The organism is Pseudomonas sp. 7P_10.2_Bac1, from assembly GCF_025465935.1.
In the GTDB taxonomy this organism is placed as follows: domain Bacteria; phylum Pseudomonadota; class Gammaproteobacteria; order Pseudomonadales; family Pseudomonadaceae; genus Aquipseudomonas.
Genome location: NZ_JANLNV010000089.1, coordinates 18,551 through 42,881 on the forward strand (window position 1 = coordinate 18,551; position 24,331 = coordinate 42,881).

15 protein-coding genes are annotated in these 24,331 nt (G+C 59.8%); 7 read left to right on the forward strand and 8 right to left on the reverse strand.

All coding sequences use genetic code 11. The features are described from left to right. The first annotated feature begins 260 nt into the window (after nucleotides 1-260). On the forward strand, nucleotides 261-1,616 hold the full coding sequence (locus NTD86_RS21275) for an MATE family efflux transporter (protein ID WP_262205245.1): 1,356 nt from the start codon (nucleotides 261-263) through the stop codon (nucleotides 1,614-1,616). A 125-nt stretch (nucleotides 1,617-1,741) separates the two neighbouring features. Beyond that, on the forward strand, nucleotides 1,742-3,820 hold the full coding sequence (locus NTD86_RS21280; RefSeq protein ID WP_262205246.1) for a TonB-dependent receptor family protein: 2,079 nt from the start codon (nucleotides 1,742-1,744) through the stop codon (nucleotides 3,818-3,820). Nucleotides 3,821-4,214: 394 nt separating this feature from the next. Here NTD86_RS21280 and NTD86_RS21285 read toward each other — a convergent pair whose 3' ends face one another. From NTD86_RS21285 to glnE, 8 genes are all read right to left on the reverse strand, one after another. Then, the gene (locus NTD86_RS21285; RefSeq protein ID WP_262205248.1) at nucleotides 4,215-5,654 is read right to left on the reverse strand and encodes a lipopolysaccharide kinase InaA family protein; all 1,440 of its coding nucleotides are present in this window, start codon (nucleotides 5,652-5,654) and stop codon (nucleotides 4,215-4,217) included. Beyond that, nucleotides 5,654-6,406, reverse strand: coding sequence for a lipopolysaccharide kinase InaA family protein (locus tag NTD86_RS21290; RefSeq protein WP_262205249.1), 753 nt, complete (start codon nucleotides 6,404-6,406; stop codon nucleotides 5,654-5,656). Before NTD86_RS21290 ends, NTD86_RS21285 begins: the two co-directional genes overlap by 1 nt. Beyond that, nucleotides 6,403-7,137, reverse strand: coding sequence for a lipopolysaccharide kinase InaA family protein (locus NTD86_RS21295; protein ID WP_262205251.1), 735 nt, complete (start codon nucleotides 7,135-7,137; stop codon nucleotides 6,403-6,405). The genes NTD86_RS21290 and NTD86_RS21295 overlap by 4 nt, the downstream gene beginning before the upstream one ends. Beyond that, nucleotides 7,137-7,943 carry a lipopolysaccharide core heptose(I) kinase RfaP gene (gene rfaP, locus NTD86_RS21300; protein ID WP_262205253.1) on the reverse strand — a complete coding sequence of 269 codons (807 nt, stop codon included), beginning with the start codon at nucleotides 7,941-7,943 and terminating at the stop codon, nucleotides 7,137-7,139. Before rfaP ends, NTD86_RS21295 begins: the two co-directional genes overlap by 1 nt. Continuing rightward, nucleotides 7,943-9,064, reverse strand: coding sequence for a glycosyltransferase family 4 protein (locus NTD86_RS21305; RefSeq protein WP_262205254.1), 1,122 nt, complete (start codon nucleotides 9,062-9,064; stop codon nucleotides 7,943-7,945). The genes rfaP and NTD86_RS21305 overlap by 1 nt, the downstream gene beginning before the upstream one ends. Next, nucleotides 9,064-10,125 carry a lipopolysaccharide heptosyltransferase I gene (gene waaC / locus NTD86_RS21310; protein WP_262205256.1) on the reverse strand — a complete coding sequence of 354 codons (1,062 nt, stop codon included), beginning with the start codon at nucleotides 10,123-10,125 and terminating at the stop codon, nucleotides 9,064-9,066. Before waaC ends, NTD86_RS21305 begins: the two co-directional genes overlap by 1 nt. Further along, nucleotides 10,126-11,160 carry a lipopolysaccharide heptosyltransferase II gene (gene waaF / locus NTD86_RS21315; RefSeq protein WP_262205257.1) on the reverse strand — a complete coding sequence of 345 codons (1,035 nt, stop codon included), beginning with the start codon at nucleotides 11,158-11,160 and terminating at the stop codon, nucleotides 10,126-10,128. Nucleotides 11,161-11,355: 195 nt separating this feature from the next. Beyond that, complete coding sequence (gene glnE, locus NTD86_RS21320) at nucleotides 11,356-14,298, reverse strand: bifunctional [glutamate--ammonia ligase]-adenylyl-L-tyrosine phosphorylase/[glutamate--ammonia-ligase] adenylyltransferase (protein WP_262205258.1); 2,943 nt, start codon at nucleotides 14,296-14,298, stop codon at nucleotides 11,356-11,358. Nucleotides 14,299-14,682: 384 nt separating this feature from the next. Between glnE and aceE the strand changes: the two genes are divergently transcribed. From aceE to msrA, 5 genes are all read left to right on the forward strand, one after another. Beyond that, nucleotides 14,683-17,328, forward strand: coding sequence for a pyruvate dehydrogenase (acetyl-transferring), homodimeric type (gene aceE, locus NTD86_RS21325; RefSeq protein ID WP_262205260.1), 2,646 nt, complete (start codon nucleotides 14,683-14,685; stop codon nucleotides 17,326-17,328). An 11-nt stretch (nucleotides 17,329-17,339) separates the two neighbouring features. Next, complete coding sequence (gene aceF, locus NTD86_RS21330; protein ID WP_262205261.1) at nucleotides 17,340-18,986, forward strand: dihydrolipoyllysine-residue acetyltransferase; 1,647 nt, start codon at nucleotides 17,340-17,342, stop codon at nucleotides 18,984-18,986. 306 nt (nucleotides 18,987-19,292) lie between these two features. Next, nucleotides 19,293-20,681, forward strand: a complete 1,389-nt coding sequence (locus tag NTD86_RS21335; RefSeq protein WP_262205262.1) for an alkaline phosphatase D family protein — start codon at nucleotides 19,293-19,295, stop codon at nucleotides 20,679-20,681. 186 nt (nucleotides 20,682-20,867) lie between these two features. Next, nucleotides 20,868-23,555 carry a putative bifunctional diguanylate cyclase/phosphodiesterase gene (locus NTD86_RS21340; RefSeq protein WP_262205264.1) on the forward strand — a complete coding sequence of 896 codons (2,688 nt, stop codon included), beginning with the start codon at nucleotides 20,868-20,870 and terminating at the stop codon, nucleotides 23,553-23,555. A gap of 67 nt (nucleotides 23,556-23,622) precedes the next feature. Next, nucleotides 23,623-24,270 (forward strand): peptide-methionine (S)-S-oxide reductase MsrA, encoded by a 648-nt coding sequence (gene msrA / locus NTD86_RS21345; RefSeq protein WP_262205266.1) that lies wholly within the window; start codon nucleotides 23,623-23,625, stop codon nucleotides 24,268-24,270. Nucleotides 24,271-24,331: the final 61 nt, after the last annotated feature.

A 24,331-nucleotide genomic window follows, 5' to 3' on the forward strand; every position in this document is an offset into this window, starting at 1 on the left:
CTGCGCGCAATGCACAGAAACAACTAAAGGGCGGGATTATAGCGTAAAGCGCACGGGAATGACCCAGCCCTATTTGCCACGCCCTGCTGCTGGCGAAGTGCCCGTAACGGGCGTCTTCACTGGCGTAGGAATATTCACTGCCTATAAGCGCACACGCATGACGCAATTCAGGAAGCGTCCGACTTGCCGCACTTTCCAACCGGGTGGGATAAACCGCAACGCTGAAAAGCCTCTCACTTTCCCCCAAAAAGGACTGCCCTATGCAAGTCTCTGTGGCGCCCGGAGCCTCTGGTTTTCTAAAAGAAGTGCGCACAACGGCAGTACTGGTCATACCGCTACTGATTGGCCACGTATCGACGGGGTTGATCGCCTTTATCGACAACATCATTGCTGGCAACCACGGGACGGACACACTAGCCGCCGTGACCGTCGGCACCGCCTTACTGTGGCTGCCGATGCTGTTGCCGATTGGCATCCTGATTGCCCTGACCGCCAAAGTCGCGGCGTTGTGCGGGGCCAGCAAGGCGGAGGAAGTTGCGCCGTGGTTTCAGCAGGCCCTGTGGCTGGCACTGGTGCTGGGGCTCATCATGTTTACCTTTCTCAGTCTGGCGTCCGCTTTGCTGGGCACTGTCGGCATCGCACCGGAGATCATCCCGGGCGCCCAGGCCTTCCTCTCGGCAGTGCGCTGGGGGAGCCCGGCGCTAACCCTTTTTTTCTGCATGCGCTATGTGTGCGAAGGCATGCACTGGATGCGCCCGACCATGTTCTTCGGTTTCGGCGGTTTGCTGGTTCTGGCCCCACTCGGCTACGGGCTGACCAACGGCAAGCTGGGCTTTCCAGAGCTGGGGGCGCTGGGCCTGGGCATTGCCTCCGCCACCATGATGTGGGTTCAGGCGATCCTGTTTGCCGTGTATTTATGGCGCACACCGCGCTTTTCACACCTGCGCCTGTTTAGCCATTTCCAGTGGCCATGCCTGCCCACAATCAAGCAACTGCTCAGCGTCGGCTTGCCCATTGGGGTGGCGATTCTGATGCAGGGCAGTTTGTTTATCGCCACCTCTTTGTTGCTCAGCCAATTGGGCGCCACGGTGCTGGCGGCCCATCAGATTGCAGTCAATGCGGCCCAACTGTGCTTCATGATCCCGGTGGCCGTGGCCGAGGCAACAACTGTTCGCGTCGGCCATGCGCTAGGGCGCGGCGACTACAATGCGGTCCGCCAGGCGGCCTGGGCCGGCTACGCCCTCGTCGGTGCCACGCAACTGTTTTCGACGGTGGTACTACTGACCGGTAGCCAGATGATTGCCGGCCTCTATACCGCCGACGTGTCGGTGCTGGCACTGGCGTCCACCCTGCTGATGTATGCCGCCGCGCTGCAATTTCCCGATGGTTTGCAAATGCTGTCTGCCGGTGCGCTCCGAGGTCTGCAAGACACCCGGGTACCCATGTTTATTGCGGTTTTTTGCTACTGGGGCGTGGGCATTCCCTTGGGCGTAGGTCTGGGCTTCGGCCTGCACTGGGGACCGCAAGGGGTGTGGCTGGGCCTTATCAGCGCCCTGACCCTGGCAACCCTGCTGATGAGCTGGCGCTTCGTCTTCAGCAGCCGCCAGCCCACCTGAGACGCCGGGCGCACGCGCTTAAATGCTCGTCTGCACGCGCTTGCGCCCGCTAAACTGCCCACCCTCTGCTAGCCTGATACCCGTCGCCCAGACGGGTCGCGTCACACGGAACCCCGATACTGCCCATGAATTTTTTTGTCCCCGCCCGTTTTGCCCTTCTGCTACCGGGGCTTTGCCTCGCCCCCACCAGCTTCGCCGAAACGCTGGAACTCGACCCCAGCGTGATCACCGGTTCGCGCAGCGCCAGCCCAAGCTTTGACCTGCCTTACTCAGTCGACAGCATCAACCAGCAGCAAATCAGCGACGGTCAATTGGGCATCAACGCCTCGGAAGTGCTGACCCGGGTGCCGGGGCTGGTGGTACAAAACCGGCAGAACTACGCGCAGGACCTGCAAATTTCCTCCCGGGGTTTTGGCGCTCGCTCGGCGTTTGGCGTGCGGGGCATCAAGCTGATTGCCGACGGGATTCCAGCCAGTACGCCGGACGGCCAGGGCCAAGCTGCGACCTTCAACCTCGACACCGCCGAGCGCATCGAAGTGCTGCGCGGCCCGGCGGCCACGCTGTACGGCAGCAATGCTGGCGGAGTGATTCAAATGTTCTCCCGCGACGGCGAAGGGCCGCCGCGCATTGGCGCCGAAACCCTGGTCGGCAGCGACGGCATGAGCAAAAACCACCTCACGGCCGAAGGCGCGACAGATGACGTAGGCTTTGTGCTCGACGCCTCGCGCATGGACACCGACGGCTACCGTGACCACAGCGCCGCCCGCCGTGACCAGACTTTTGCCAAGCTCAACCTCAAGCCCGACGAAGACAGCAAACTGGCGCTGATCTACAGCAGCCTGGAGCAGAACGGCACCCAGGACCCGCTAGGGCAAACCTGGGAAGCCTACAAAGCCGACCCGCGTTCCGTGACGCCTGCGGCCCTGACCTACAACACCCGCAAGAGCATCGACCACCAACAAGTAGGCCTGAACTACGAGCGCTACATCGGCGACGCGACCCTGCAGGTCAATGCTTACACCGGCACCCGCAGCGTGATCCAGTACCTGGCGATTCCCAAGGGTACGCCCAGCAACAACCAGGGCGGCGGCGTGGTGCAATTCGACCGCAAGTTCTATGGCGGCAGCCTGCGCTGGCTGCAACCGGTGCACAGCGTGCCCGGCGACCTGACCCTGATTGGCGGCCTGGATTACGATCAGAGCCGGGACAGCCGCCACGGTTACAACAACTTCGTGGGCGATCAGTTGGGGATAAAAGGCGCACTGGTTCGAGACGAGATCGACACCGCTCGCAGCCTTGATCCGTACGTACAAGCTAACTGGGCCATCGACGATTGGACGGTACAAGCCGGGTTGCGCTACAGCACCATGGAACTGGACGTGCATGATCAATTTTTAAGCAACGGCGACGACAGCGGCACCAAGCGCTACGAAAAAGCCACGCCGTCGATGAGCGTGATGTACGCCTTTACCCCCGAACTGCATGGCTATGTCAGCGCCGGCAAGGGCTTTGAAACACCCACTCAGGCCGAGTTGGCGTACTCACCGAGCGGTAATGGTTTCAACTTTGGCCTCAAGCCCTCTGAAAGCACACAGTACGAAATGGGCCTCAAAGCACAGGTCGACAACACCCGCATCAATGCGGCTATTTTCCAGATCACCACCACCGACGAACTGGTCGTTCTGAGCAACAGCGGCGGTCGCACCACGTATCAGAACGCGGGCCGTACGCTGCGCCGCGGCTTTGAACTGGGCATCGAGAGCCAGCTTGCCGACGACTGGACCACCACCCTGGCCTACACCCGCCTGCAAGCCACCTATGACCGCGACTTCGCCAGCCCCAAAGGTACCGTGGACAAGGGCAACTACCTGCCGGGGGTGCCGCAGACCACCCTGTTTGCCGAGGTGAACTGGAAACCCGTCGACTGGCTCAGCACCGCCATAGAAGGCATGTACCGCAGCAAAGTCTATGTCGAAGACACCAACACGCAAAAAGCCGCACCGGCCTACAGCGTCTTCAACTGGCGCGCCAAATTTGAGCAAAAGGTTGACCACTGGACCTTCCACCAAACCCTGCGCCTGGACAACCTGCTGGACCGCCAATACGTGGGTTCGGTGATCGTGGCCGATGGCAATAACCGCTTCTACGAAGCCGCGCCGGGCCGCTCGTGGTACGCCGGGGCCGGGGCGCAGTACAGCTTCTGAGTCGCCCCCCCTCGCTCTTATCAAATACAAAATAAGTGATTGATTCTAAAAGCCCTGTAGGAGCGAGCTTGCCTCGCGAGCTGTTGATCTTGATCTAGCTTTTGATCTAGGGAGCCCCGTTAAACTACGCTGGCCAAACGCAAGTGTTGCGCAGCGAGTCACCGAGGGGTTGGAGTAAAAAGCGTTTGGTTACTTTGCGCTTTTCAAAGTAACGCCGCGTAAGGCCAGAAACTTAAGTGGCCGTTGCCGCAGCAATGGATACGTACAAAAAATCAAGAGCCCCCTCTCCCGAAGGAGAGGGAACCGATTGGGGGATGCTGTCGGTAATCGGTGGCCTGTTTGCTGCGCGACAGCACGGCGTCGAAGACTGGACAGCAGCGCCCACAGGGTTGGGTTACACCTCTTTCGGCAAACGCCCGTCAATCACTTGATGCAAAGCGCTGCCCACCGGCCAGTTGCGCATAAAGCGTGCACGGTCGCGGGCGTAGGCCGAGGCAAATTGGCTGCGGGATGAGTGCTGACACATCGAGTCCAGATCGATCAACGCCCAACGGCCGTTATCCCAGAACACGTTATGGCCCTTGAGGTCACCGTGGCTGATGCGCTCGCGAATCAGGTCGGCAAACAGTTGATCCAACGCCTGCAACTCGGCTTGCGGGGCGTCGCCGCTGTCCTGATACGGCGCAAAACGCTCGATGATGTCCGGCCCGGGCAGGTATTCGGTCACCAGATACGCCTTGGCGCGCAGCCACAAAAAACGCGTTTCCAGCAGCGCCAGCGGCTTGGGCGTGGCGATACCGAGAAACAGCAGCCGATTGCCTTCCTGCCATGAATGCCACGCTCGGCTGGGGCGCCAAAAGCGCTTGAGCCAGTGCGCAAAACCTTTGATGTTGTAGCGCTTGACCACCAGCGTGCGGCCCGCCACGTCGACTTTGCCGACACTGGCCGCGCCGCCGGTCTTGTACAAATACCCCTGATCGAGCAACGCATCGGCCTTGGCCAGTACCGGCAACATCGCCGCTTCTTCTTCGCGAGCAAACGCGCGCAAGGCAAACGCTCCGCGCTGTACGCTAAACAACGTGCAGTCGCGGCCGACTTTGTTCATGAAGTCGTTCAGACGCCAGGCGCGCACCTTTTCGACCTGCTTGAGCAACGCTTCCAGTGGCAAGGCGTGTTCACCGTTGCTCAGCAGGTAATACACCAGCAACTCTTCAATGAACGGCTCAAGGCTCTTGGGCAACTGAGCGAAGAACACGCCGAGGTTTTCCAGCACCTTTTGCCGCGACAGCGGTTTACCCGCCTCTTCGACGCCAATACCCGCGCCATCGATCAAATACAGTTTGCCGTTGCAGCGCAGCAGGTTGTCCAGGTGCAGGTCTTCCTGCCACAGCCCCTTGAGATGCATCTGCCCAATCGCTTCCAGGGCCTCGGCCAGCACGACTTGCTGCTCGTCAGCCAATACCGGGAGCGATTGCACCGCGCTCCAGGCATCGCCCAGGCTTTGTGCCTGTTCAAGGTACTCAAACAGCAGCCAGCCACCCTCGCCTTCCAGCAAGCCATCGGCGAGCAGTTGCGGGGTCGTCAGGCCTTGCTCCGCCAGCAGGCGCACGCCCGCCAGTTCTCGCTGAAAGTTACGCGCCGCCTTGCTGCCGACCATCAACTTGGCCAGCACCGTGCGCCCGCGCCACACACCGGCACCGACGTAACGTTGCCCCGGCAGCACCCGCAGCAGGCTCAACAACTGCAACTGTGCAGGCCCGGCCGCGTCAGCCAGCTCGATGCTGAGCGGCAACGACGGCGTGCGACCGGCCTTTTGCAATTCGGACAAGCGCATCAGCGACTCTCCTTGTGGCTGCGACGAACATTCAGCCGCTCAAACCAGGCATCCACCAATCCGCTTTCAACCGGTTGTTCCAGATACGCCGCGAGCAGAGTGCGCACCTCGTCAGCGTTCCAGACCTGGGCCCGGCGCAACAACGGCTCGATGTCTTTGACCCGGTCACGCTGGCCCAGCAGCAAAGGCCGGGTTTTTTCCAGGTCGATCAACTGGGCGCGATAGCCCGCCCCGTCCGCCTGCAAAAAGATGTGTTTGGGATAGAAGCACCCATGCACCTGACGCGAAGCGTGCAGGTGGCGCGCCAACTGGCCACAGGTACGCAAAATGGCTTGCTGCTGCACTGGAGTCAGTTGCGGCCATTGCTCGAGCAGGGAGTCGAGGTCACTCCAGCCGTCCAGCGCGCGTGTCATCAAAATCGCGCGACGCTCACCGGCCACTTTGCGCTCACCAAAAAACACCGCTTGGAGCGCCGGAATGCCCAACTGCTGGTAACGCTGGATATTGCGAAACTCGCGGGCAAAACTCGGCTCGCCGAACGGGCTGTGCAAGGTGCGGGTCAGGTAGTTGCTCTGGCGCTTGAGGTAGAAACCGTGCCCTTCGAGGTCCATGCGAAACACTGTGCTCCAGCCACCCCGGCTGGTGTTGGGCTCGTCCACCGCATCCAGTTGCAGGTTCCACAGGGCGTCGAAATCAGCCAATCCATTGCGTTCCAGTAAAGCCCTTTCGGCTCCTGCCAAAAAATCAGTCATTCCCGGCCCTCAAAAAAACGCACGATATGACGGACTCGCTCTTTGTCTGCCGCGTTGAGTGTGGTGCGCCCGGTGTATTGGAAATAGAAACGCAAACGCTGGGTGGCGCTCAGGTGGTATTTGGCCACTTTGTCGAGGCACGCCAGGTCTTTGGTGATCCGGTACTTGAGCCAGAAACCCCGCCAGAAGTCGCCGTTCGGGCAGTCGATCAAGTACAGGTGCGCCTGATCGTCGATCAGCAGGTTGCGCCACTTCAAGTCGTTATGAGTGAAGCGATGATCGTGCATGGTCTTGGTGTAGCGCGCCAATTGGCGGCTAACGCCGTCGACCCAGGCACGGTCCTTGAGCAGCGGATCGTTATTGTCCGCCAGATCCGACAAATCGCGGGTGTTGGGCAGTTCGCGGGTAATCATCGCGCCCCGCGCAAAGGCAAACCCCTTGCGCTCAAGGCCCCAGGCAACCACCTCGGCTGTGGGTATGCCCCACTTGGCAAAGCGCTTGAGGTTCTGCCACTCGGACTTCACCCGCGGGCGCCCCAGATAACGGCGCAGCCCCTTGCCCGCCCCGGTGTAGCGCTTGACGTAGTAATTGACGCCATCACGCTCGACACGGATCACTTGCGACAACGGATCGCGGGTCAGGTGCTCGCCTTGCAGGGCAAACACAGCATCGAGACTGCCAAAATCATGTGCCAACGCGCGGTAAGCAGGTTCCAGGTTCCAACCCGCCATTACAGTGCATCTCCATAGCGCACTTTGCGCTCGTAGAGTTTTTGCGCCTTGCCTTCGAGCCAGGCCAACAAACGGGCTTCTTCGCGCAGGATCTGGCGCAGCGGCATCTGGAAGTAACCGCGCAGGAAGCGCAGCTTGTCGCGCTGAGTCAGGCCAATGTCCAGCGCCGAAAAGTACAACGCGGCCAGGTCTTTGTTGCGCCAGCGACGGCTTATCACGGCGCGGGTCTGGGCACGGTGCAGGTCGATGACCGACAAGCGCAGGTTATCGGCCGTCACCGGCTTGTCGGTGTGCAGCAAAAAGTGGCAGATGTAGCAGTCGCGATGGTTCACCCCGGCGCGGTGCATCATGCCGGTCATGCGCGCCACTTCAGCGATCAGCGCATGTTTGAGCTTGGGCTGCGGCGGCTGCTTGAGCCAATCGAGGCTGAAGTCTTCGAGGCTGACGGTTGGCGCCAGCTCTTCGGTGATGATGAACGAGTGCTGCTGCGCCGGGTTACTGCCCTTTTCGCCATAGGCCACAGCGGTCATGGTCGGCACACCCACTTCGTGCAAACGCTTGATCGCTCGCCATTCCTGGCCGGCACCGAGCACTGGCAATTTGGCGGTGAACAGGTTTTTGAAGACCTCGCCCCAACCAATACCCCGGTGGATTTTCACAAAGTAACCGCGACCGTCGACTTCCGTACGCAGGGTACGGCGGCCATCCAGTTCACGGTAAACCTCACCCTTCAGTTGCTCGACTTCGGTGAACGCATCGCGTCCTTCCCACAAGCGTTTGAAGGGTTCGGCAAGTATCAGTTTCATCAGTGTTGCTCCGCCAGAATCACATCCGCAGCATGCTGCGGCATGCTATAGAGGTCGGCCGTCTGCGCGTAGGCCAGGCCATTTTGGCTCCAGGCCGCACGTGCAGCATCGTCGGACAACATGTGGGTCAGATAGTCATTGAGTTGTGTCTGCTCGAACGGTTCGTCCAGCACCAGGCCCGCATCGGCGTCGCTGATGTAATGGGCATACCCACACACCGCACTGACCAATACCGGCAAACCCGCCACCAGGGCTTCAAGCAGAACGGTTCCGGTGTTTTCGTTGTAGGCCGGGTGGATCAACACGTCGGCGCCCAGCAGGAAACGCGGAATGTCACTGCGCCCCTTGAGAAACTGCACATGCTCGCCCAGCCCCAACGTGGCGCTTTGCAATTGAAAGACCTTGGGATCGTCCTGGCCAATGACTAACAACTGGGTGCGTTTTTTAAGCTCGGGCGCCAAGGCGGCCAGGGCCTTGAGGCTGCGGTCGACCCCTTTGGTCTTGAACCCCGAACCGATCTGCACCAGCAGCAGGTCATCGTCTGCCAGATTGAATTCACGACGGAACTCGGCGCGTATTTCAGCCGCATTCGGCGGCGCCCGGCGGTCCAGCGCGATGCCCGGCGGCAGCAAATGGAAGCGCTGCAACGGGGTGTCGTAATGCTTGATGAACAACGGCTGCTGGACTTCAGAAATCATCAGGATTTCGGTCTTGGCGTTCTTGTCGAACACCGCGCGCTCGTACTCGGCAAAGTGTTTGTAGCGCTTGAAGAAGCGGTAAAACGAATGCCGCAGGTTCTGCGCCTTGTCTTCAAAGCAGCCGTCGGCCGCGTAATAAACGTCCAGGCCCGGCATTTTGTTGAAGCCGATCAGGCGGTCGACCGGGCGCTTGGCCAGGTCAGCCTGCATCCAGGCGAGCATTTTTTCGTTGCGAGTGTGGTTGTGGAACGCCTTGACCGGCGCCACCAGCACCTCAAAGCCCGGCGGGATGTCGCCTTCCCAGATCATCGTGTACACACGGATCTGGTGCCCGCGTTTCTGGCACTCCAGGGCGATTCGCATGAAATCGCGCTGCAGACCGCCAAACGGGAAATATTTGTACAGCACAAAAGCCAGTTGCATCAGCGCAGTTCCTCAGCCAGTAACAACGTGCTTAATCGACTTGCGACACGCTCTGGGTTCAGACGAGTGAAGCACAACGGCCACTCGTTTTTCAGATCAAACCGCTGCTGATCCTGTGCAGTCGGCTGGTAAGTGCATTTTTTCTGCAGGCAAGGTGCACACGGGAAATCGCTGGCCAGGTGAATCTGCACCTTGCCGTAGGCACCCGTAAGCCCGGGGTTGGTGGGGCCGAACAGGGAAATGGTCGGCACATCCAGTGCTGCCGCCAAATGCCCAAGGCCGGTATCCACCGCCACACAGGCGCTGGCATTGGCCAATACTTTAGCCACACCTGCAAGATTCAGCTTGGGCAGCACCACGGCATTTTTCAGGCCATGGGCGATGCGTTCGGCACGGGCCTTTTCAGCCGGGTTGCCCCACGGCAAACGCACCTCGATGCCCCGCTGGCCCATGCGCACGGTCAAATCCCGCCAGTACACTTCGGGCCAGTGCTTGGTGTCCCACGTGGTGCCGTGCAAAAACAGTACGTAAGGCTTGTTGCGCGGCAATTCAATCAGGCGCTCGACGTCGAGGCCGTAATCGCCCAGCCCCTTTGGCAAGTCGTAACCCAGCGCCACGGCGAACAACTGGCGGATACGCTCGACCGCATGCTGCCCGCGGGCCACCGCCAGGCGGCGCTGATAAAAGTGGCTGGCCAGTGGCTCACGCGCAGAGTTTTTGTCCAACCCGGCGATCGGGGCCTTGACGTACCGGGTCAACCAGGCACTTTTGACCAGCCCTTGGGCGTCAATCACCAGGTCGTATTTCTCGGCGCGCAGGCTTTGCTTGAAGCGCTTCCACTCGCCGCTTTTGAGGGTTTGCCAGATATTTTTGCGCCAGCGGCGAATCGCCACCGGGATCACCTTGCCGACCGCCGGGTGCCAGGTCGGAATCTCGGCAAAGCCTTCTTCAACCACCCAGTCAAAGGTGATGCCCGGAATAGCCCGGGCCGCATCGGTCAGTGCCGGCAAGGCATGAATCACATCCCCAAGGGATGAGGTTTTAACCAACAGAACACGCACCTAGTTGACCTCGACCGGGGTGACCTGCAGACGTTGCAAGGCTTCAATCACCGGCGCTGGCATCAGTTCGCGCAAGCAGTTGTAGTGGCCGAAGCGACAGGTGCGCTCAAAGCACGGGCTGCATTCCAGGTCCAGGCGCACGATTTCTACCTGATCAGCCAACGGCGGGGTAAAACCCGGCGAGGTGGAGCCGTACACCGCCACCAACGGGCGATTGAGCGCCGCGGCGACGTGCATCAGGCCTGAATCGTTGGACACCACGGCATCGGCACACGACAACAGGTCGATGGCTTCGGCCAGCGAGGTTTCGCCGCTAAGGTTGATGGACTCCTCGCGAAAACCGGGAATCAGTTGCGAGCGGATGTCTTCGCCCACGCCGTGATCGTTTTTCGAGCCGAACAGCCACACTTGCCAGCCTTCGCGGATCTTTTGCTCGGCGACCTTGGCGTAATGCTCGGACGGCCAACGCTTGGACTCGCCAAACTCGGCACCCGGACACAGCGCCAGCACCGGACGGTCGAGCTCCAGCCCGAACTTGCGCAGGGCGGCTTCGCGGCTCTGCGGATCGATTTGCAGATCAGGGCGCGGGTAAGGTGTGGGCAAGTCGGCACCCGGCTCGTAAGCCAGGGCCATGAAGCGCTCGATCATCAACGGATAGCGTTCTTTATCGAGCGTGCGCACATCGTTGAGCAACCCGTAACGGAACTCGCCCCGCCAGCCGGTGCGCTTGGCGATCCCGGCGAAGAACGGCACCAACGCCGACTTGAGCGAGTTAGGCAGCAAGATGGCCTGATCGTATTGCCCCTTGAGGGACTTGCCGATCTTGCGGCGCGTGGCCAGCTCAAGGGCGCCATGGCCGAGCGGAAAGCTCAAGGCCTTGCGGACCTCAGGCATGCGCTCAAGGATGGGGCGGCTCCACTCGGGGGCCAACACATCGATTTCGCACTGTGGGTGGCGCTGTTTCAGGCACTGGAACAGTGTCTGCGCCATCACCATGTCACCGACCCAGCTGGGCCCAACGATCAAAATATTCATAAGTTTCCATAAACAAGCAAGGGAGGCAGTGGCCTGATGCTCGTCAGCCAGAACACTCAACTGTAGGAGCAAGCTCGTCTCGCGATCTTTTAAAGATCAAAAGATCGCGAGGCGAGCTCGCTCCTACACAGACCGCGTTCACGTTACTGACAGGCTTCAGACGCTTGCCTCCCCGCTGTAATTGCTAGCTGTAGCTTAGCTCAAGCCCAGTTGCGCCCATATGCGCCGCACATCACGGCGCGCGTCCACCAATTGATCCCCGCTGACCACACCCGCTTCCTTTTGCAAGGCCTGGCGGTGAGCAACGGCGCGGAAGGCCTTATACGCCTCACGCAGCAGGCTGGCGTCGGTGGCGGGCATCAGCCCTGCCTGCTCCAACCCTTCCAGAATGCGGATGTTATCGGTGTAACGCAGTAACTCCGGGTGTTCCCTGGACCACGCCAGGGCCGCGTATTGCACCATAAATTCAATATCGACGATACCTCCGGCGTCCTGCTTGAGGTCGAACGGCACCGTAGGCTCAAAGGCGTTCTCAGCCGTGCCCGCGGCAGTACTGCGGGTGCCCAGGTTGTCGCGCATTTTGGCGCGCATCTCGCTGACTTCCTGACGCAATCTCGGCAAGTCGCGCTCGCGGCCCAACACCTGCGCCCGGACCTTTTCAAACGCCGCACCGACCTGCTTGCAGCCCACCAGCACCCGTGCCCGCACCAACGCCTGGTGCTCCCAGGTCCAGGCTTCATTCTGTTGATAGCGCTCAAACGCTCCGAGCGAGCTGACCAACAACCCCGCCGCGCCTGACGGCCGCAGGCGCATGTCGACGTCATACAGCTGGCCCGAGTTGGTTTGCGCGGTCAGCAAATGGATGATCCGTTGGCCCAGCCGGGTGAAAAACTGCGCGCTGTCGATGGGCTTGGCGCCGTCGGTCTCGGTATTCGGATCGCCGTCGTGGATAAACACCAGGTCCAGGTCCGAACCATGGCCCAACTCGATCCCGCCGACTTTGCCGTAGCCCACAATAATAAAGCCGGGATCGCACAGGCTGCCGTCCGGACGCTGCGGCGTGCCGTACTTGGCCACGGTCTGGCGCCAGGCCAGGGCCAGCACTTGCTCCAAAATCGCTTCGGCCAGCCAGGTCAGGTAATCGCTGACTTTCATGAGCGGCAAGCTGCCGGCAATTTCCGATGCCGCAACCCGCAGGCGGTGCGCCAGCTTGAAGTTGCGCAGCGCTTCCATCTGCTGCTCCAGGTCATCTTCAGGGATACGCGTGAGCCGCTCACGCAACTCAGCGGCCAGCTCTGGCGCCAACGGTGGTTTGAACAGGCGCCCTTCGTTGAGCAGCTCATCGAGCAGCAGCGGGAAACGGGTGATCTGTTCTGCGATCCACGGGCTGGCCGCGCACAGGGTCAGCAGGCGGCGCAGCGCATCCGGGTTCTCGGTCAAGAGCACCAGATAGGCCGAACGGCGGGCCACCGCTTCAACCAGCGGCAACACCCGTTCGAGCACCAGATCCGGGTTGGCATGTTCAACCGCTTGTGCCAGCAAGCGCGGGATGAACGCATCCAGACGCTCGCGGCCCAAACGCTGCATCGCCCGCAACTGCGGGCTGGAGCGCAGGCTGGCCAGTTGTTTCAAGGCTTTGGGCGCATCGACAAAGCCGGCTTCTTCCAGCTGCGCGCAGGCAGCGGCGTCGTCCTGGACTTCTTCCCACAACGGCAACCACTCGCCGCCGACAATCAGCTCGCCTTCATCTAAGTCTTCTTCCTCGTCCGGGTCGGCAATCACCTGACGGAAATGCCAGTCGATTCGCCCACGCCACGCCATCAGTTGCTCATGGAATTGCGCCCAAGTGTCGAAGCCCATCATGAAGGCGATGCGCGCCTGATCCTGCTCATCGTCAGGCAACATTTGTGTCTGGCGGTCGGCAATAGCCTGGATCGCGTGCTCGGTGTAACGCAAAAATTCATACCCTTCACGCAGCTCGACGATGACAGCAGGCGGCAAGTAACCCTGGCCTTCGAGGATGCCCAGCACTTTTAGCAGCGGTCGCTGTTGCAAGCTGAGGTCGCGACCGCCGTGGATCAATTGAAAGGCCTGGGCAATAAACTCGACTTCACGAATCCCGCCGGCGCCCAGCTTGATGTTGTCGGCCATGCCCTTGCGCCGCACTTCTTGCTGGATCAGTTGTTTCATGGTGCGCAGCGCTTCAATCGCCGAGAAGTCGAGGTAGCGCCGATAGACAAACGGGCGCAACAAATCGAGCAGTTGTGCGCCCATGGCCTGGTCACCGGCCACCACGCGCGCCTTGATCATCGCGTAGCGTTCCCAGTCACGCCCCTGATCCTGGTAGTACTGCTCCAGCGCGTTAAAACTCAGCACCAGTGCGCCCGACGAGCCGTAAGGGCGCAGGCGCATGTCGACGCGGAACACAAAACCGTCCACGGTCATGGGGTCCAGCGCTTTGATCACGCGCTGGCCGAGGCGGATGAAGAATTCCTGGTTATCCAGCGGGCGCTTGGAGCCGACCGTTTCACCCCCCTCGGGGTAGGCAAAAATCAGGTCGATGTCCGACGACAGGTTCAGCTCGACCGCGCCAAGCTTGCCCATGCCCAGAATCACCATCTGCTGCGGCTCACCGCTACGCCGCCCGGTCGGCGTGCCGAACTGCTGGCAATGGCGCTGGTACAGCCAGCGATAAGCCTGGTCGATGCTCGCATCGGCCATGTCCGACAGATCGCGGCAGGTTTCGACCAGATCCGCCTGTCGGGTCAGGTCACGCCAGATAATGCGGATCTGCTGGCGCGTCCGCTGACGGCGCAGTGTACGCCCCAGTTCATCGTCGGTTTGCGCCTGCTGGGCGGCCTCGGCGATCTGCCCGCACAACTCGCCGGAGGCGAAACTGCGATCCAGCTCACCTGAACTCACCAGCTCAAGCAACATCAAAGGGTCACGTAAGGCCTGTTCAATAAAGAAGTCGCTAGCCGCGCTCACTCGGGCGAAATCGGACCAGCGTTCAGATGACCATTCGTCGACTCCCTGTTCGCCTTCCAAACCGGCCACCGCGTTGCGCCACGACTCTTCGGCACGGCTGGCAAGGGGCAATAAAAGGGGGGGAATTGCGGCAAGCGAGGGAAGGCTCATGGTCTATCCTTGATCGGCGATGGTAATGCCGAGTACGGTGACAGGAAGAAACAGCGGTTAAATCCGACTGTCGAACAAAGGTTATAAATAGCTTTAAAAGGTATTTCTTTAGCAAAAAAACATTGTCACGACGGCAAAAAACCAAGTACAGCACCAACAATATCGATTTATCGCACAACTCAACAGGTGGCCACCGAAGGCTGCGCTGTAGTTTTACTACTGGTTCAAACACTTGAAAGGCTGAAATGAGCAACGATTTGTAGTAAAACTACACGACGCCGGAATCAACCTTCCGGTCATCCAAGAATTTATGTCGTCTGCCCACAAGGCCAGTCGCAAACTCAGGCAACCGATTCTGGAAGCCTTTCCGCCCTGGAGCAAGCCATGCAAGACCTCGATCCCGTCGAAACCCAGGAATGGCTGGACGCCCTGGAATCGGTTCTCGACAAAGAAGGCGAAGACCGTGCTCACTATCTGATGACCCGTATGGGTGAGCTCGCTACTCGCACCGGTTCGCAACTGCCGTACGCCATCACGACTCCATACCGCAACACGATTCCTGTTACCCACGAAGCACGCATGCCTGGCGACCTGTTCATGGAACGCCGCATTCGCTCGTTGGTACGCTGGAACGCCATGGCTATGGTTATGCGCACGAACTTGAAAGATTCTGACCTGGGCGGTCATATCTCCAGCTTCGCTTCCAGCGCAACCCTGTACGACATCGGCTTCAACTACTTCTTCCAGGCCCCGACCGAAGAACACGGCGGCGACCTGATCTACTTCCAGGGCCACACCTCTCCAGGCGTTTATGCCCGTGCGTTCATGGAAGGTCGCATCAGCGAAGAACAAATGAACAACTTCCGCCAGGAAGTCGACGGTCAGGGCCTGTCGTCCTACCCGCACCCTTGGCTGATGCCTGATTTCTGGCAGTTCCCGACGGTATCCATGGGCCTTGGCCCGATCCAGGCGATCTACCAGGCGCGTTTCATGAAGTACCTGGAATCGCGCGGCTACATCCCTGCAGGCAAGCAAAAAGTCTGGTGCTTCCTGGGTGACGGCGAGTGTGACGAGCCGGAATCCCTGGGCGCCATCTCGCTGGCTGGCCGCGAAAACCTCGACAACCTGATCTTCGTCATCAACTGCAACCTGCAGCGCCTCGACGGCCCGGTTCGCGGCAACGGCAAGATCATCCAGGAACTCGAAGGCGTGTTCCGCGGTGCTCAGTGGAACGTGACCAAAGTCATCTGGGGCCGTTTCTGGGACCCACTGCTGGCCAAAGACGTCGACGGCATCCTGCAACGCCGCATGGACGAAGTCATCGACGGCGAGTACCAGAACTACAAAGCCAAAGACGGCGCGTTCGTACGTGAACACTTCTTCAACACGCCAGAACTCAAGGCGATGGTTGCTGATCTGTCCGACGACGAGATCTGGAAACTCAACCGTGGCGGCCACGACCCGTACAAGGTCTACGCGGCATACCACGAAGCGGTCAACCACAAAGACCAGCCAACCGTCATCCTGGCCAAGACCATCAAGGGTTACGGCACCGGCGCTGGCGAAGCGAAAAACACAGCGCACAACACCAAGAAAGTCGATGTCGACAGCCTGAAGTTGTTCCGCGATCGCTTCGACATCCCGGTCAAAGACGAAGAAATCGAAAACCTGCCATTCTTCAAACCAGAAGAAGGCAGCGCTGAAGCCCGCTACCTGAGCGAGCGCCGTGCAGCACTGGGCGGCTTCGTACCGCAGCGTCGCGCCAAGAGCCTGAGCATTCCGACCCTGCCTCTGGACACCCTCAAGGCCATCCTTGACGGCTCCGGCGACCGTGAAATTTCCACCACCATGGCGTTCGTGCGCATCCTGGCGCAGCTGGTGAAGGACAAGGACATCGGTCAGCGCATCGTGCCGATCATCCCGGACGAAGCCCGTACCTTCGGTATGGAAGGCATGTTCCGTCAGTTGGGCATCTACTCCTCCGTCGGCCAGCTCTACGAGCCAGTCGATAAAGACCAGGTGATGTTCTACAAGGAAGACAAAAAAGGTCAGATCCTCGAAGAAGGCATCAACGAAGCAGGCGCCATGAGCTCCTTCATCGCCGCCGGTACTTCGTACTCGAACCACAACCAGCCGATGCTGCCGTTCTACATCTTCTACTCGATGTTCGGCTTCCAGCGTATTGGCGACCTGGCCTGGGCCGCTGGCGACAGCCGCACCCGTGGCTTCCTGATCGGCGGCACCGCCGGGCGTACCACGCTCAACGGTGAAGGCCTGCAACACGAAGACGGTCACAGCCACATCCTGGCCTCGACCATCCCGAACTGCCGCACCTACGATCCAACCTACGGCTATGAGCTGGCGGTGATCATCCAGGACGGCATGAAGAAGATGACCGAAGAGCAACAGGACGTCTTCTACTACATCACCGTGATGAACGAGTCGTACCAGCAACCTGCCATGCCGGCCGGTGTTGAAGAAGGCATCGTCAAAGGGATGTACCTGCTCGAAGAAGACACCAAGGAAGCCGCTCACCACGTTCAACTGATGGGCTCCGGCACCATCCTGCGTGAAGTGCGTGAAGCTGCGAAAATCCTGCGTGATGAATTCAACGTCGGCGCTGACGTATGGAGCGTTACCAGCTTCAACGAACTGCGTCGCGACGGCCTGGCCGTTGAGCGTCACAACCGCCTGCACCCTGGCCAGAAGCCACAGCGTACCTACGTTGAAGAGTGCCTGACTGGCCGTAAGGGTCCGGTCATCGCTTCGACTGACTACATGAAGCTGTTCGCCGAGCAGATTCGTCAGTGGGTACCGGTCAAGGAATTCAAAGTGCTGGGCACTGACGGTTTCGGCCGCAGCGACAGCCGCAAAAAACTGCGTCACTTCTTTGAAGTAGACCGTCACTTCGTGGTGTTGGCAGCCCTGGAAGCCTTGGCTGACCGCGGTGAAATCGAACCTAAGGTGATAGCAGACGCTATCGTCAAGTTCGGCATCAACCCGGAAAAACGCAACCCACTGGACTGCTGAGGAGAATTTTTGTGAGCGAACTCATTCGAGTACCTGACATCGGCAGCGGTGACGGCGAAGTCATCGAACTGTTTGTAAAGGTCGGCGACCGTGTCGAAGCGGATCAGAGCATTCTGACGCTGGAATCGGACAAGGCGAGCATGGAAATTCCTGCGCCTAAAGCCGGTATCGTCAAAAGCCTGAAAGTAAAGCTGGGCGACCGCTTGAAAGAAGGCGACGAATTGCTTGAGCTGGAAGCTGAAGGTGGCGCTGAACAGGCGCCTCAAGCTGCAGCACCTGCACCGGCCGCTGCAGCTGAAAAACCGGCTGCCGCCCCTGCCGCCGAGGCCCCTGCGGCCCCGGCTGCAGCACCGGCAAGCGAGTCTGTTCAGGACATTCACGTGCCGGACATCGGCTCGTCGGGCAAGGCCAAGATCATCGAAATTCTGGTCAAGGCTGGCGACACCGTTGAAGCTGATCAATCGCTGATCACCCTCGAATCCGATAAGGCCAGCATGGAAATCCCATCGCCAGCCGCCGGTGTGGTGGAAAGCATTGCGGTCAAGCTGGACGACGAAGTCGGCACTGGCGACTTCATCCTCAAGCTGAAAGTAGCGGGCGCTGCGGCGCCTGTTGCTCCGGCCCAGGCCGCACCAGCCCCGGCTGCGAAAGCTGAAGCCCCGGCTGCTGCTCCTGCGCCAGCCGCCAAGGCTGAAGCCGCCCCTGCTCCGGCACCGGCTGCTACCCCTGCGCCAAGCGGTGCCAAAGTTCACGCTGGCCCTGCCGTGCGTCAACTGGCCCGTGAGTTCGGCGTTGAGCTGAGCGCGGTGAGCCCAAGTGGCCCACACGGTCGCGTCTTGAAAGAAGACGTGCAGGCCTACGTCAAAACCGCTCTGCAGAAAGCCAAGGAAGCTCCGGCTGCCGGCGCTGCTACCGGCGGCGCTGGCATTCCGCCGATCCCGACCGTCGACTTCAGCCGTTTCGGTGAAGTTGAAGAAGTGGCCATGACCCGCTTGATGCAAATCGGCGCGTCGAGCCTGCACCGCAGCTGGCTGAACATCCCGCACGTGACTCAGTTCGACCAGGCTGACATCACCGACCTGGAAGCCTTCCGCGTTGCGCAAAAAGCCGTTGCAGAAAAAGCCGGTGTGAAACTGACCGTCCTGCCGCTGCTGCTCAAGGCCTGTGCACACCTGCTCAAGGAACTGCCGGACTTCAACAGTTCGCTGGCGCCAAGCGGCAAAGCGATCATCCGCAAGAAATACGTCCACATCGGCTTCGCCGTCGACACCCCGGACGGTTTGCTGGTGCCTGTGATCAAGAACGTTGATCAGAAGAGCCTGCTGCAACTGGCAGCGGAAGCGGCTGCACTGGCTGCCAAAGCCCGTGACAAGAAGCTCACCGCTGACGACATGCAGGGCGCTTGCTTCACCATTTCCAGCCTCGGCCACATTGGCGGCACCGGCTTCACGCCGATCGTCAACGCACCGGAAGTGGCGATCCTCGGCGTGTCCAAGGCAACCATGCAGCCCGTCTGGGACGGCAAAGCCTTCCAGCCGAAGCTGATGCTGCCCCTGTCGCTGTCCTACGATCACCGCGTGATCAACGGCGCTGCAGCTGCACGCTTCACCCAGCGTCTGAGCCAGTTGCTGGGCGACATCCGCACCATCTTGCTGTAAGCCACGTCCCGGCCTTCCTCACCGAAGGCCGGGGCTGCGCCCTGTTTTCCGAGCGCCACGCTCGTACCTCAACCCCGCCCAATAAGCGGGGCTTTTTTTTGCCTCAACACTTACCCACACCCCGCAGAAGCGGGTGCGCGCCAATCTCTTGATTCCGTGACCAGAAAACTCCCTCAACACACAGCACCTCGGCACTACAAATCCCGCTGATTTCAGGAAGCGAGGATCCTCAGCAGCCCCTCTACGGTTAACAAAAGGACTTAACCACCGCGACTGTGATCGCTAAACATCAGAAAGGAATTCGATGTGGAAAAACCAACCGTTGGGCCCATTGTGGGCTACACCACCCCGGAGCACGCGCGTATTTTCCTGAGGGGGGCAAAGGACCCAAGAGATAGCGTTTTCGCCGGTATTCGTCACCGCAAGGCCGGCACACAGCAATGGTCTGAAGGCGTGTATTCGGCGCTCAGTGACACTTACGACATGTCTGACACACTGGTTTTGCACGGCTTGAGCGCCGACACCCAGTACGAATACCAGGCAGGCTGGTTCACAACTTCCCACCCCGGCCACACCCCTGAGACGGTCAAACAGATTGCGCTGCAATGGCCTTCGACGATTTACCAGTTCAAGAGCGCGTCCACCCAACGTGACCGGGTGCATCGATACGTCGTGGGCTCATGCCGCTATCTCAGGCTCACATTGGGCGTCCCGTCGCGCCCCGATCTTGGCGACAAGGTCTTCAACGCCATCAACGCCGTGAAAGCCACCAGCCCGCTGGATGGCGTGCTGATGGTGGGCGACCAGGTGTACGTCGATGACTTGAATGTCGTGGCCCCGGATCGCAGTTACAAGGACATCTCGCTCAAATACCGCGCCGCCTTTTCACAACCCCATATCCGCCAGCTCATGGCCGGCACCCCCACCTACATGATCCTCGACGATCATGAGATCGAAGATAACTGGCCTTCCAACCGCAGCGACACGGACGCCCCTCTCTACCGCAATGCAATACGGGCCTATGAAAACTTCCAGTGCAGCCACAGCCCCGCCCACAAATTGCTTGCCGATGGGCGCATCGACCGCAGCGTAAACCAATACTGGTACACCTTTGCTGATGGCGACACTGACTGGTTTGTCCTGGACTGTCGCACCGAGCGCGTTTTAACCGGAGCTGACCGCAGGATGATCGGTGTCGAGCAAGAGTACGCGCTCTTCAAATGGCTGATAAACAGCACCGCGAAAGTGAAGTTCATCGTCAGCAGCGTCATGTTCATGCCCGACCAGAAAAGTCATGGTGGTGATGGCTGGAAGTCCTTTGCCGAACAACGTCACCGCCTCCTCGAAACCATTCGCGCCAACGGCCTCAAAAACGTGATCCTGGTGTCCGGAGACATCCACGGCTCGCTCACCTGCAAGCTCACCCACAGCGAGAACCCGGACTTTGTGGTGCACGGCATCGTGTCGTCACCGTTGTGCAACACCAAAATGCTGCCTTATGCCAAAGCCAGTAATTTAGTGCTCGACGCCCCCCTTGCCAGTAACGAGAAAGGCCTTTACTCGGTTGCACTCACCAGCACCATGGTCAGCGAAGACAACTTCGCCTGCCTGACGCTTGAAGGCCAACAACTGAAGGTCGATTTTTACAACCCGACGGGCCAGGTGCTCACGTCCGTGACGATTGAGCTGAAGTAGCGGTCATAAACCTGAAACTCGCGAGCGCCAGCCTGTTGCAACTCGCCGCCCTGAAGCTAACCTTTTAGCGTGCTGTGGCAATCATGTTCACTTGTCAGCTCAGTACGCATGATGCAACCTTGCCGCAGACCGCAGGAACAGGGCTCGAGGCCCTATGCCATCCGCAAGTGTGAAGCGAGTGCCCCCATGAAAAGCCCATCCGATGCTGCCCTGCGAACGGCAGCCGAGGTCGTGACGCAGTTACCCGTGCCCTCGCGGCTCGGGATGCTGCGTTTCGAGCGGCTTAATGAGGCCAGTTGGGCCTTGCTTTACCTTGATCCAAACTGCGAGCGCCATTTCGGCTTGCCCGCCTCTGAGTTGTGCGCGCTGGTGGGTTCGCCCTACGCCAGCCTGATGGAGCCCAAGGCGCGCTATCGCCTGCATGATGCGATTGAGCTGCAACTGCGCTCCAGCTCCCACTACGTGGTGCATTACACCTTGCACACGACCCAGGGGCCGCTGAACCTGATGGAAGTCGGCGAATCCTACAAACAACACAACCGCCAATTGTTGCGCGGCTATCTGCTGGTGCTCGAAAACCCGATCAGCAGCCCTGCGCCGGTTGCCGAGTTGGAAACCCAGAACAGCCGACTGCACATTGCCCTGGAACTCAACCAGCGCGCCCAGCAAGAACAGTTGCAGCACCTGGAGCGTGTTCGCGCTCAACAGGATTTGATTCTGCGCCTGGCCCGCCACCGTTACAGCCAGCACAACTCGCTGCAAGAAGCCGCCGAACTGATCACCCGCAGCGCTTGTGACATCTACCAGATTGACGCCGCCAGCCTCTGGACCCTCGATGGCCACCAACTGTTGCCGATTTCTGCGTATCACCGCGAGAGTCAGGCTTATGTGGTGCAAGACGCGCTCGACGTGAGTCTTTTTCCTGACTACCTCGAAGCCTTGCACACCAGCCGCTCCATCGATGCGCACAACGCCAACCGCGACCCGCGCACCCGCGCGCTGGCGGCCTGCCTGAATCCCTTTGACACCAATGCCATGCTCGATGCCAGCATCCGTATCGACGGGCAGGTGATCGGCGTGCTGTGCCTTGAACAAACCGGCAAGACCCGGGCCTGGCAAGCCGATGAAATTGCCTTTGCGGGCGAACTCGCTGACCAGTTCGCCCAGGTGATCAACAACCACAACAGACGCGCTGCCACCAACGCCTTGCACCTCTTCCAGCGCGCCGTCGAGCAAAGCGCCAATGCCTTTTTGCTGGTCAACTGCGACGGCGTGGTCGAATACGTCAACCCAAGCTTTACCGCCATCACCCAATACAGCTCCGAGGAAGTTCAAGGCCACAAATTGTCTGAACTTCTGGCGCTGGAGAACCTCAGCGACTTGCTCTTCGATGCTCACTCAAGCCTGAGCAAAGGCAATAGCTGGCAAGGTGAATTCAAGAGCCGGCGCAAAAACCTGGAGCCATACTGGGGCCAGATGTCGATCTCCAAGGTGTATGGCGACAACCGAGAACTGACCCATTACATCGGTATTTACGAAGACATCACCGAGGCCAAACTGGCGCAACAGCGCATCGAGCGCCTGGCCTACACCGACAACCTGACCGGTCTCGGCAACCGCCCTGCCTTTATCCGCAACCTCGATGAGCGTTTTGCGCGTGACAGCACGACCCACGTCTGCCTGCTGCTGGTGGACATCGACAACTTCAAGCGGATCAACGACAGCCTCGGCCATCAGACCGGCGACAAGCTGTTGATCAGCCTGGCTCGTCGATTGCGCAACAGTTTGAACCCTGAGGCCAGCCTGGCCCGCTTCGCCAGTAACGAGTTTGCGGTGCTGCTGGACAACACTCACCTTGATGTCGGCCAACAAACCGCCAGCCAGTTGCTGATGACCCTCGACAAACCGATGTTCGTCGATAACCAACTGATCAGCGTTACGGGCTCTGTCGGCGTGGCCTGCGCGCCCCTGCACGGGCTCGACCCACAAACCTTGATGCGTAACGCCGGGCTGGCGCTGCACAAGGCCAAAGCCAACGGCAAGCATCAGGTGCAGGTGTTCACCGAAACCTTGAACGCCGAGGCCAGTTATAAACTGTTCGTCGAAAACAACCTGCGCCGCGCCCTGACCCAAAACGAACTGGATGTGTTCTACCAGCCCAAGCTCTGTCTGCGCACCGGGCGACTGCTGGGCATGGAAGCCCTGCTGCGCTGGAACCACCCCGAAAAAGGCATGATCCGCCCCGACCAGTTCATCAGCGTCGCGGAAGAAACCGGGCTGATCATCCCGATTGGTAAATGGGTCGCCCGTGAGGCCTGCCGCATGAGCAAGCAACTCAGTGCGGCGGGGTTTGGCAACTTGCAGGTAGCGATCAACCTGTCACCCAAACAGTTTTCAGACCCGGATCTGGTCGCCTCGATTGCCAGCATCCTCAAAGAAGAACAGTTGTCCCCGGCGTTGCTGGAGCTGGAACTGACGGAAGGCCTGCTGCTGGAAGCCACCGACGACACCCGCCTGCAGCTGGATCAGCTCAAGGAACTGGGCCTGACCCTGGCCATGGACGATTTCGGTACCGGGTATTCCTCACTCAGCTACCTGAAGAAATTCCCGATCGACATCATTAAAATCGACCGCAGTTTCATCAAAGACATCCCCGACAACCAGAACGACATGGAGATCACCTCTGCAGTGATTGCCATGGCCCATAACCTCAAGCTCAAAGTGGTTGCCGAAGGCGTCGAAACCGCCGCCCAACTGGCCTTCCTGCGCCGCCACCGCTGCGACGTAGGCCAGGGTTACCTGTTCGACCGGCCGATCCCCGGCGCCGAACTGCAACACAGACTCAAACGCTACCCGCGCAGACCGCTGACCTGACAGGGCTGCAACACTCGGGCACACTACCTGTCTAACTTCCTACAATCTGACTGAGAGGACTTGAAACATGGTCTTACGCTCGGAAATCCTGGTGAATAAAAACGTGCTACCGACTCAAGATCAGGCCCTGCCGGGCCGCGAAACACCGATGCAACTGCCCGAAACCCACTTCGTTAACGGCAACCCGCTGCTGGGCCCGTTTCTGGACGACGTAGGTTTCGCGATCTTTGGTCTGGGCTGCTTCTGGGGTGCGGAACGCCGGTTTTGGCAGCGTGATGGCGTAGTCAGCACCGTCGTGGGTTACGCCGGTGGCTTTACCCCCAACCCGACCTATGAAGAAGTCTGCTCGGGCCTGACCGGCCACACCGAAGTGGTGCTGGTGGTGTACGACCAGGCCAAGGTCAAATACGAAGACCTGCTGAAAATGTTCTGGGAACTGCACAACCCGACCCAGGGCATGCGTCAGGGCAACGACATCGGCACCCAATACCGCTCGGTGGTCTACTGCACCACGCCAGAGCAACTGGCCGCAGCCAAAGCCAGTAAAGACGCCTACCAGGCTGAACTGAACAAAGCAGGCCTGGGCACCATCACCACCGAAATCGAAGAGGCTCCAACGGTCTACTTCGCCGAGGCGTACCACCAGCAATACCTGGCGAAAAATCCGCAAGGCTACTGCGGCATCGGCGGCACAGGCGTGACCTGCCCGATCTGACGCCACACCCCTCCTGTAGGAGCGAGGGGGGGGGGGGGGGGTTTTTTTTTTTTTTTTTTTT

What these genes read in the sequence shown, in the direction of transcription:
- NTD86_RS21275 (WP_262205245.1), top strand. Translation starts at nt 261, where the DNA reads ATGCAAGTCTCTGTGGCGCCCGGAGCCTCTGGTTTTCTAAAAGAAGTG.
- NTD86_RS21280 (WP_262205246.1), top strand. Translation starts at nt 1,742, where the DNA reads ATGAATTTTTTTGTCCCCGCCCGTTTTGCCCTTCTGCTACCGGGGCTT.
- NTD86_RS21285 (WP_262205248.1), bottom strand. Translation starts at nt 5,654, where the DNA reads ATGCGCTTGTCCGAATTGCAAAAGGCCGGTCGCACGCCGTCGTTGCCG.
- NTD86_RS21290 (WP_262205249.1), bottom strand. Translation starts at nt 6,406, where the DNA reads ATGACTGATTTTTTGGCAGGAGCCGAAAGGGCTTTACTGGAACGCAAT.
- NTD86_RS21295 (WP_262205251.1), bottom strand. Translation starts at nt 7,137, where the DNA reads ATGGCGGGTTGGAACCTGGAACCTGCTTACCGCGCGTTGGCACATGAT.
- rfaP (WP_262205253.1), bottom strand. Translation starts at nt 7,943, where the DNA reads ATGAAACTGATACTTGCCGAACCCTTCAAACGCTTGTGGGAAGGACGC.
- NTD86_RS21305 (WP_262205254.1), bottom strand. Translation starts at nt 9,064, where the DNA reads ATGCAACTGGCTTTTGTGCTGTACAAATATTTCCCGTTTGGCGGTCTG.
- waaF (WP_262205257.1), bottom strand. Translation starts at nt 11,160, where the DNA reads ATGAATATTTTGATCGTTGGGCCCAGCTGGGTCGGTGACATGGTGATG.
- glnE (WP_262205258.1), bottom strand. Translation starts at nt 14,298, where the DNA reads ATGAGCCTTCCCTCGCTTGCCGCAATTCCCCCCCTTTTATTGCCCCTT.
- aceE (WP_262205260.1), top strand. Translation starts at nt 14,683, where the DNA reads ATGCAAGACCTCGATCCCGTCGAAACCCAGGAATGGCTGGACGCCCTG.
- NTD86_RS21340 (WP_262205264.1), top strand. Translation starts at nt 20,868, where the DNA reads ATGAAAAGCCCATCCGATGCTGCCCTGCGAACGGCAGCCGAGGTCGTG.
- msrA (WP_262205266.1), top strand. Translation starts at nt 23,623, where the DNA reads ATGGTCTTACGCTCGGAAATCCTGGTGAATAAAAACGTGCTACCGACT.